Genomic DNA, 9,594 nt, shown 5'->3' on the forward strand with positions numbered 1-9,594 from the left:
AGCGAGCGGGCATCCAACAGGTCCGCGCTGATGCCGATGCCATGGTTGAGCTTGATCCCCGCCTCATCGAAGCCGCGGCACAGGGCATGGACCGATGTTGCCGACATGCCGGTCAGGAAGGCATCAATGCCCCGGCTGAAATCGAGCTGGTCGTAGGCGAGCCGCGCGGTAGCGGGGTCCGGTGTGCCGTCCTTGAAGCGCAAGGTGCCGATCCGGGTCTCGACCGTGTCGGGCGTCGTGATCTTCGCCGGCACGACGGGCGCATATTTCGGCAGAGCGGCCGTCGCTTCACCTGCGACCACCAGTTGCTGGCCCATGTCGATGATGTCCGAGGTGAGGTTGTTCGTCGCTCGCAGCTCACCGACGCTGACGCCGAGTCGCTCGGCGATGGCATCAAGGTTATCCCCCGGGGCCACTGTGTAGGCCCCGGTGGCCGCGTCGTATCGGCCTTCGGCGTGGTGGCGGGGACCGCTGTCGGCGGCGTGCCCAGCCCCTAGCCAGAGGCATGCCGCAATCGCCAGCGCCCCACAGCAGCGCCGCGGCGGCAGCAAGGAAGATCTCCCCAGTATTGGCGTCGTCACTGATGGTTCTCCTCGCGGTTGCGGAGACAAGCGTTCGGTGAATAGTCGGGCATTAGCAGCACCATAAGGGTGCAAAAACGCGTTCCATGGCTCCCGACGGGTCAGATCGGAGCGCCTGCGTTCTCCCGCAAGCCAGGCGCAGGCAGCTCCAAGTCAGCGAGAATCTACAAAAAATTGCGGGGGTGCTCTTGATGATTCGCGCCGCAGATTTGATACTTCGCGCAAGCTGGGCATGCCTCCAGTGGGCGACACATGCTGACACCCCCTTCGGACAGTGAGAAGCACGTTGGTCGCCTGATCGTCGAGGCCGGCATGGTGCGTGCCGGCCCCCTTCTGGCCCTGCCTGCCGTGCTTCGCTCCCTTGGTGTCGATCCTTCCGAGTTGCTCGCAGAGCTTGGTCTGACCGAGTCTTTCTTCGAGGACCCGGAGAACACCTTGTCGATGGCCTTTGCCGGCCGGCTCCTCGGTCTTTGTGTCGAGCGCACCGGCTGCGAGCACTTCGGATTGCTGGTGGGACAAAATGCCGGTGCGTCGTCCCTAGGCGCCCTCGGTTACCTGATACGAAGCTCTGCTAACGTCGGGGACGCACTCGCCGCATTTTCCCGCCACCTCGACGTGCAGGATCAGGGCGGTACCGTCTGGGTCGACAGCGAGGGGAGCCACTCGATCCTGGGGTATACCCTGTTCGATGCGGAGGTCGACTCGCTGGACCAGATCATGGCGTGCGCCATCGCGATCGGAACCAACATCCTGCGCAGCCTGTTTGGTCCGCCGTGGCGCCCGGACGACGTGCTGTTTGCGTTCTCTCGCCCGAGACGGGTTGGCCCTTACGAGCGCTTCTTCGGCGTGCAACCTCGCTTCGACGCCGATCGGTCCGGTATCGTTTTCCAATCCATCCTGCTGGGCGCGCCTGTACCGAGTGCGGATTTCCTACTGCATAAGCTCATGGAGGAGCGTGTGCGGGAGCTCAAGCGAATCTCCGAGGATGACGTTGTCGCGCAGATTCGTCGCCTGCTGCGAACCATGGTCACCTCGCCTGATTGCTCAATGAGTGCGGCAGCAGCGCGGATTGGCGTTCCCCGTCGAACACTCAATCGGAAATTGGCGGCTGCAGGGACCAGCTTTCATGAACAGCGCGAGGAAGCGCGCCGGGAGCTCGCGTGTCAGCTGCTGGAGAACACGCGGACGACGGCGACCGAGATTGCAGAAATCCTTGGATACGCAGACCCCGCTAGCTTCACCAGAGCGTTCCAGCGGTGGACTGGATCGGCGCCTGGCCAGTGGCGCGCAAGCCGGGGGGCAGCGTCTGCGCGAGTCGAAGGACAAGATCGACCTGATGGGGGTACGGCGTGCTGACCTTCAGGGACAGGATTCATGAAGCCAAAGCCGCGTTACGATCTGGACTCAGGGGTGTCGCCGCGTGCAAGACGCGTTTCGGGGTATCCCTGCCTCCAACATTGCTGAAGCCGACGGCCCCAGCTTGGCGTCGTATACGTCCCGCTCCGGAGACCAGCTATTGCGACCACTCGCGATGAATTATTTGGCGTCGTCCACGATCGCTTCGGCGCCCCGGTAACGGACGTCCCACAGTCGCCACCAACCCGTGCACTCAAAAAGCATGGATCGACCGTCCGCAATGGGCCGAATCCTGCCAGTCCTGGACTGGAGGCATCAATGTCGGCTTTTGATCGGTTCAGGCGGCTACCCATCCTAAAATCAGGCGTCCGCTTAACTAATCATCTGGGACGTTCGCGACAGAACCCCTGAGAGGCAACTCCCGACCCCTATTGGACACCCGCCTAAAAGAGGAGCGGCGTCGGCGCAGTGCTGGCGAGGGAGAGTCGCGTCGACTTGCAGAACGATTCGTCCTGGATCGGAACTCGTCTCGGCCCCGTCAAGTGCGCAGCTCAAGCAGTGTGCCCGGCTTGCTCCAGACGGCATGCGAAAGCGCGCGGAGACTGCAAGCCACGGCCACTTGTGATCGACGGGCGCAGGCGCTGCCCCGAAAGCCCTCTGCGCTGCGAGCTAAAAATATTGGTCTATTACTGGATCAATGTTGTTCGTTGCGGTCGATCGTCGGCATGGGGGCAAACGATTGGAGGCCTGCGCTCGCTGCCTTTAGTCTCACGTTGGGGCGTGATGCGCCCCGAGAGACATGCATGCCAAATCACTACAGCCACGAGCGGAGGCCAACATGGGTACAGAGGTGACGACGAGCGCCGGCAAATGCCCTGTAATGCATGGCGCGAACACGGCCGCTGGCGCGTCGAATATGGATTGGTGGCCAAATGCACTGAACCTCGACATCCTGCACCAGCACGACACCAAGACGAATCCGATGGGGAACGGCTTCGACTACCGTGAAGAAGTCAAGAAGTTGGACGTCGAGGCGCTCAAACATGATTTGCGCGCCCTGATGACCGAGAGCCAGGACTGGTGGCCGGCGGACTGGGGCCACTATGGCGGTCTGATGATCCGGATGGCGTGGCACGCCGCCGGCAGCTACCGGATCGCCGACGGCCGCGGTGGCGCCGGCACGGGCAATCAGCGTTTCGCACCGATCAACAGTTGGCCGGACAACGTCAACCTAGACAAGGCGCGCCGCCTGCTCTGGCCCGTCAAGAAAAAGTACGGCAACAAGGTCAGTTGGGCGGACCTGATTATCCTCGCCGGCACCATGGCCTACGAGTCCATGGGCCTGAAGACCTTCGGTTTCGCCTTCGGCCGCGAGGACATCTGGGCCCCGGAGAAGGACACCTACTGGGGCTCGGAGAAGGAGTGGCTGGCACCCACGGACAACCCCAACAGCCGCTACTCCGGCGAGCGGGACCTGGAAAACCCGCTGGCCGCCGTGATGATGGGGCTCATCTACGTCAACCCCGAAGGCGTGGACGGCAATCCCGACCCGCTGCGGACGGCAAAGGACGTCCGCGAGACCTTTGCCCGCATGGCGATGAACGACGAGGAGACCGTCGCGCTGACTGCCGGCGGCCATACGGTCGGCAAGTGCCACGGTAATGGCGATGCCGCCCTGTTGGGACCTGAGCCCGAAGCGGCCCCTGTCGAGGATCAGGGCTTGGGCTGGATCAACAAGACCCAGTGCGGCATCGGCCGCAACACCGTGACCAGCGGCATCGAAGGTGCCTGGACCACCCACCCGACCCGATGGGACAACGGCTACTTCGCCATGTTGCTGAACCATGAGTGGGCGTCGAGAAAGAGCCCCGCCGGTGCCTGGCAGTGGCAGCCCGTCGACATCGAGGAAGCCGACAGGCCTGTCGATGTCGAGGACCCGTCGATCCGTTACGACCCCATCATGACCGATGCCGACATGGCCATGAAAATGGATCCGGTCTACCGGGAGATCGCCGAGCGGTTCTACAAAGATCCTGACTACCTGTCAGAGGTGTTTGCGCGTGCCTGGTTCAAGCTGACGCATCGCGACATGGGCCCCAAGGCACGCTACCTCGGCCCCGACGTTCCCGAGGAGGACCTGATCTGGCAGGACCCGGTGCCGGCTGGCCGCACCGATTATGACGTCGATGCCGTGAAGGCCAAGATCGCGGCCAGCGGCCTCAGCATCAGCGAAATGGTCGCGACCGCCTGGGACAGCGCGCGGACCTTCCGCGGCTCGGACATGCGCGGTGGCGCCAACGGGGCACGCATCCGCTTGGCGCCGCAGAAGGACTGGGTGGGCAATGAGCCGGAACGGCTGGCCAAGGTCCTCGACGCGCTTGAGGGCATCGCGGCAGACAGTGGCGCCAGTTTGGCCGATGTGATCGTCCTCGCCGGCAATGTCGGTATCGAGCAGGCGGCGCAGGCGGCCGGCTTTGACATCAGCGTGCCCTTTGCGCCCGGGCGCGGCGATGCCACCGATGAGATGACGGATGCCGAGTCCTTTGCACCGCTGGAGCCGATCCATGACGGCTATCGCAACTGGCTCAAGAAAGACTATGCCGTCAGCGCCGAGGAACTGATGCTCGACCGCACCCAACTGATGGGCCTGACCGCCCCTGAGATGACGGTGCTCGTCGGGGGCATGCGCGTCCTGGGCACCAATCACGGCGGCACCAAGCACGGCGTGCTCACCGATCGCGAAGGTGCCCTGACGACCGACTTCTTCGTCAACCTCACGGACATGGCCTATCGCTGGGAGCCCGCGGGCGACAACCTGTATGAGATCCGTGACCGCAAGACTGGCGAACTCAAGTGGACGGCGACCCGCGTCGATCTCGTGTTCGGCTCCAACGCGATCCTGCGCGCCTATGCCGAGGTCTATGCACAGGATGACAACAAGGAGAAGTTCGTCCGAGACTTTGTCGCCGCCTGGACGAAGGTAATGAATGCCGATCGCTTCGATTTGGCGTAGGTCCCAGCACACTTCCTCACTGCTTTCGCAATGGCTGTGAGGATGTGGATGCATCACCACAAGCCTCTGATCGCTTGGGGGTTGTAGTCGATTAAGCGTCACTCGCGCCCAGCTGCATGATCGTGTCGGCTGGGCGCGCTTCCTTCTATCGATGCATGGGGGCCGACTGCCGGGCCCCGGTTGGTCTTGTGCGCTGGCGATGGATCAGGCGCCACCGAACAGACTTGTGCCCGCCGCCATGTGAACCAGATTGAGAATGCTCAATCGGCTGGCCCGATCCCGTCACCCGTTTCAAACGATTATATCAATACATCGTGATTCTCTAATATGCCGCCCATGCATCGGGCATCACGCTCGCCGTGCAAAGACCAGAGCCCCACTCCGAGAGGTAGATCACGATGGAAACCAGAACTCAAAGCACTCCCAGCATGCCCCGGTTGAACGAGCCGGCCCCAGCCTTTGAAGCGCCGACCACCCATGGCGTGAAGACCTTGGAGGACTACCGTGGCAAGTGGCTGGTGCTGTTCTCACACCCGGCCGATTTCACGCCCGTGTGCACGACCGAGTTCATCGCCTTCGCCAAGCGCCACAAGGATTTCCAGGAGATCAACTGCGAGCTGCTCGGCCTGTCCATCGACAGCCACTACTCGCATATCGCGTGGGAGCGCAACATCAAGGAGAAGTTCGGCGTCGACATCAGCTTCCCGATCATCGCGGACCTGTCGATGCAGGTGGCGAAGGCCTACGGGATGATCCAGCCGGGCGCGAGCGATACCTCGGCCGTGCGCGCCACTTTCATCATCGATCCCGAGGGGGTCCTGCGCGCCATGGTCTACTACCCTATGAGCAACGGCCGCTCCATCGACGAGTTCGTGCGGCTGGTCAAAGCCATGCAGACCTCCGACGCGAACAAGGTCGCCACGCCTGAGGGCTGGCAGCCGGGTGATAAGGTGATCGTGCCGCCACCGGCCACTGCCGAGGCTGCGGCCGCCCGCATGGACGAGGGCTATGAATGCACCGACTGGTACTTCTGCAAGAAGCAGATCTGACGCCGGCTCCGAGGGTAAGCGGAACCAAGGCCGGTGGAATCGCCGGCCGCGCTTGTTGTCCGGCTAGGCCAGGGTGAGCTGCGGAGCGTGCACGATCAGTATCCAGGCCACGCGGCGTCGCCGCGTGTTGGATGGGCCGCACCCGCGCGTAGGTCAGCTCGATCGGCTAGCCCGAGGGTCCCTCCGCGTCTGCCCGCAACGGAGGAGGCGTCAGGATTCCATGCCGACTGCCATTGTCTTTCGGCGGCTACGCGTCTAGCGTCAGACTCGTTGGCATCCGGCGAAGCTTCGTGTCGAGATCAATACGCGAGAGGAGGTCACCATGGGCAAACGCATCATCACATTAGCCGCCGCAACCTGTTTCGTCGCCACGGCCGCTGCCGCGACTGACGCTGATCTACGCCAGAAGGCGAAAGACGCCGGCTTGGAGCCCGTCCCCTACGGCCTGCACGCGGTCGCGAACAACCCGGTCACACGCGAGAAGATCGAGCTCGGCAAGATGCTCTTCTTCGATCCGCGCCTGTCTGCCTCGGGCGTCATCTCCTGCAACACCTGCCACAACCTCGGCACCGGCGGCGACGACAACCTGTCCACCTCCGTCGGTCACGGCTGGCAGAAGGGTCCGCGCAACGCGCCCACGGTGCTGAACGCGGTGTTCAACGTCGCCCAATTCTGGGACGGCCGCGCCGAGGACCTGAAGGCCCAGGCCAAAGGACCCGTGCAGGCCGGCGTTGAGATGGCCAACCAGCCAGAGCGGGTCGTCACGACGCTCAACAGCATGCCCGAGTATGTCGCGCACTTCCGCAGCGCCTTCCCCGGCGAGGAGAACCCGGTCACCTTCGACAACATGGCCAAGGCCATCGAGGCCTTCGAGGTGACGCTGGTGACGCCTAACTCGCCCTTCGACCAGTTTTTGGAGGGCAACGACGCCGCCCTTGATGACGAGCAGAAGGCGGGCTTAGAACTGTTCATCGACAAGGGGTGCGCGAGCTGCCACTACGGCGTCAACGTCGGCGGCCAGGCGTACTTTCCGTTCGGCCTGATCAAGCGCCCTGGCGCCGACATCCTGCCGCCGGGCGACAAGGGCCGGTTCCGGGTGACCCATACCGCCTCGGACGAATACGTGTTCCGCGCCGCACCGCTGCGCAACATCGCGCTCACCGCCCCCTACTTTCACTCCGGCGAGGTATGGGACTTGAATCAGGCCGTGGCCGTGATGGGCACCGCACAACTTGGCGCCAAGCTCACCGACGACGAGGTGGCCACCATCGCCGAGTTCCTGCGCAGCCTCACCGGCGAGCAACCGCAGGTGGAATACCCCATCCTGCCGTTGGAGACCGTCAAGACGCCGCGGCCGGAGCTATAGACCGCCCACGCATCAGGCAGCGGCCGTTGGCGTCGCCGCCTGATCGTCCTGACTCGCCGGCCTGGCGCCACGGGCAGCAAACATCCACCAGTACATGTACTTTCATTTCCACTGCGACGATCAAGGCTACGACCTGCTCGCGGGGCTGTCAGTTGAGCGCTTCGCGCTAACATTGTTGGTGGACCTCGGTTGGCAGCGCGTGAGACGCTGTGTTTTTGCTCAGTCCAGGTTCAGTAGCTGCCCGAAGGGAGCCTTGGCGATGCCAGTCCGGGGTGCGATCCAGATCACTGGGTATGGGGGCGCACGACCGGGGAATGTCCCGTAGCCGTCGGTGAAGCAGAAAATCGCGTCCGGGTAGTCACCTCGTCTCACCAAGTGCTCACTAATCCAGTTGAACGGCGGCCGCAGATCGGTGCCCCCACGACCCTGAAATGTCCGCCCGTCGAACGCGGTGGTGGAGAGCTCCCAAGGCTCGAAAGCGGAGACCACCCGAACCTCGGTGTCACACTCGAGCAAAGTCAGCCGGCACTCGCTCACGGCGCGCAGCTGGTCCAGCTCGCCCAGGGCCTTCCCCAGGGTCTCGGCGCTCATGGAACCGGACGTGTCGATGGCGACCACAACGTGCTCGGGTCCCGGCGTCCCGAGGCTTGGCAGGTAGAGCCCGCGCCATAGGTGTTTCCGGTTCGGCGGGAAGAGCCGGAAATCGTTGCGGCGCAGGCCCGTGAAGAAGCGCGCAAGCAGATTTTGCCAGGGCACCTGGGCGCTGGTTGCGCGCTTGACCCCCTCGGCTAAGAGGCCTGCCTGGCGGCCTTGCAGCTTGCTGGTCACCTCACGCGTCAGGGTAATGCTGAGGCGCCGTCGCTCGAGCGGGGTCGGGAACTCCGCCCGCCGCTCCGCGGCGCCCTCTAGGTCCGAGAGGTCCAGATGCAGGTCCGACCCTGCCGAGCTCCGCTGCGGATCATCCCTGGTATCTCGGCCGCGCAATGCTGATGCTCCCGGGCCATCATCCTGTTCGGCGCTTGGCAAGCGCTCGTAGATCTCCTCCGCGGTGAGGCCGCGGTAGCGGCGGTCGAGCAGCCCTGACGCCGGCAGCGTAAAGCCGCGGTCGATGAGGAAAAGGTTTGTCGCGTAGTCGATCGCTTCATTCCAGCGGCGGCGGTCACGTCCGCCACGCCGGTCGATGTGGCCCAGCACGCAGTGCATGACCTCGTGCGCCAGCACGCCCATCGTCTGCGCCTCGGAGAGACCCGCGCAGAACGGTGCATCGACATAGATGTAGTAGCCGTCCGTCGCCGTGGTGTCGCACCAGGGCTTCTCGGTCGCGTCGACGATGGGGTAGCGGGCCGTGGCGGCGGCGAGGAAGGGATGGCGCAGCATCAGCTGCAGCCGCGCTCGCGTGAACGACTCGGGCAGCGTATTGCTCACACCAGCGGATCGCCGTGCTGACGGATAAAGTCGAGATACCCCGGCTTGCGCGTCAAGGCCGGGTTGACCCGCAGGATGTCGCCAATCAGCAGCACCGCGAGCTCCGGCGAGAGCCGCGCAAGCAGGCGCGCCGCGCTGTCGAGCACCGCGTCGTCTTTCGCACGCGCCGAAACGTAGCTGATCAGGGCATACAGCTCACCCACGCCGGTGGGCAGCTTGGCCTTCTCAGGACGCTTCAGGATCTTCAGCATCGCCTGCTCGGTCAGCGAGCGCTCGCAGAAGCCGATGAACTCCAGCGCCGCCCCTTCCCCGACAACGCCAATCAGGGTGTCGGCGGCCTCTTTCGGCGAGCCCATGCGGTTGACGACGTCGGACAACATTTCCCAGGCGCGCGGCGTCGGAAAGGCCCGCTCCAGGTTCTTCATGTCCAGGAGCAGCTCCCGGCGGGCGCGGATGAAGGCGATCACCAGCGGGTGGATCTGCACCTCCATGGCCCAGGCGACCCAGTCGTCGACGTCGACCTCGAAGTCCAGGTGCACGAAGCGATTGGCGAGCGCCGCGGGCATCCGGTACACCACCGAGGCGTCCTCGGCGCGGTTGCCGGCAGCAACGATGCGCCAGCCGGGCGGCAGCTCGTACTCGCCGACCCGCCGATCCAACGTCAGCTGGTAGAGGCTGGCCTGCACCAACGGTGGCGCGGCATTGAGCTCGTCGAAGAACAGGATGCCGCCCGATGCCTGATCCCGGGGCAGGAACGACGGCGGGCTCCAGGTCGCCATGCCGTCGCTGACGTAGGGGATGCCG

7 protein-coding genes are annotated in these 9,594 nt (G+C 64.2%); 4 read left to right on the forward strand and 3 right to left on the reverse strand.

The features are described 5' to 3' along the window. A partial coding sequence (locus LJE69_RS00075) for a LysM peptidoglycan-binding domain-containing protein (RefSeq protein ID WP_296919868.1) occupies positions 1-581 on the reverse strand: 581 nt, incomplete at its 3' end. 252 nt (positions 582-833) lie between these two features. Between LJE69_RS00075 and LJE69_RS00080 the strand changes: the two genes are divergently transcribed. From LJE69_RS00080 to LJE69_RS00095, 4 genes are all read left to right on the forward strand, one after another. Continuing rightward, on the forward strand, positions 834-1,937 hold the full coding sequence (locus LJE69_RS00080) for an AraC family transcriptional regulator (protein ID WP_296919872.1): 1,104 nt from the start codon (positions 834-836) through the stop codon (positions 1,935-1,937). Between the two features lie 838 nt (positions 1,938-2,775). Further along, complete coding sequence (gene katG, locus LJE69_RS00085) at positions 2,776-4,950, forward strand: catalase/peroxidase HPI (RefSeq protein WP_296919876.1); 2,175 nt, start codon at positions 2,776-2,778, stop codon at positions 4,948-4,950. A 428-nt stretch (positions 4,951-5,378) separates the two neighbouring features. Continuing rightward, entirely contained in the window at positions 5,379-5,999 is a 621-nt protein-coding gene (locus LJE69_RS00090) for a peroxiredoxin (RefSeq protein ID WP_367114600.1), read from the forward strand. 322 nt (positions 6,000-6,321) lie between these two features. Then, a complete protein-coding gene (locus LJE69_RS00095; RefSeq protein ID WP_296919882.1) occupies positions 6,322-7,365 on the forward strand; it encodes a cytochrome-c peroxidase in 1,044 nt (347 codons plus the stop codon). A gap of 219 nt (positions 7,366-7,584) precedes the next feature. Here LJE69_RS00095 and LJE69_RS00100 read toward each other — a convergent pair whose 3' ends face one another. Together LJE69_RS00100 and LJE69_RS00105 are read right to left on the reverse strand one after the other, a co-directional pair. Next, positions 7,585-8,790, reverse strand: a complete 1,206-nt coding sequence (locus LJE69_RS00100) for a VWA-like domain-containing protein (protein ID WP_296919885.1) — start codon at positions 8,788-8,790, stop codon at positions 7,585-7,587. Then, positions 8,787-9,594, reverse strand: an 808-nt coding sequence (locus tag LJE69_RS00105) for a hypothetical protein (protein ID WP_296919887.1), incomplete at its 5' end; no start/stop codon positions are given. The genes LJE69_RS00100 and LJE69_RS00105, both read right to left, overlap by 4 nt.

Origin of the sequence: Thiohalocapsa sp., from assembly GCF_022340605.1 — a bacterium.
In the GTDB taxonomy this organism is placed as follows: Bacteria; Pseudomonadota; Gammaproteobacteria; order Chromatiales; family Chromatiaceae; genus Thiohalocapsa.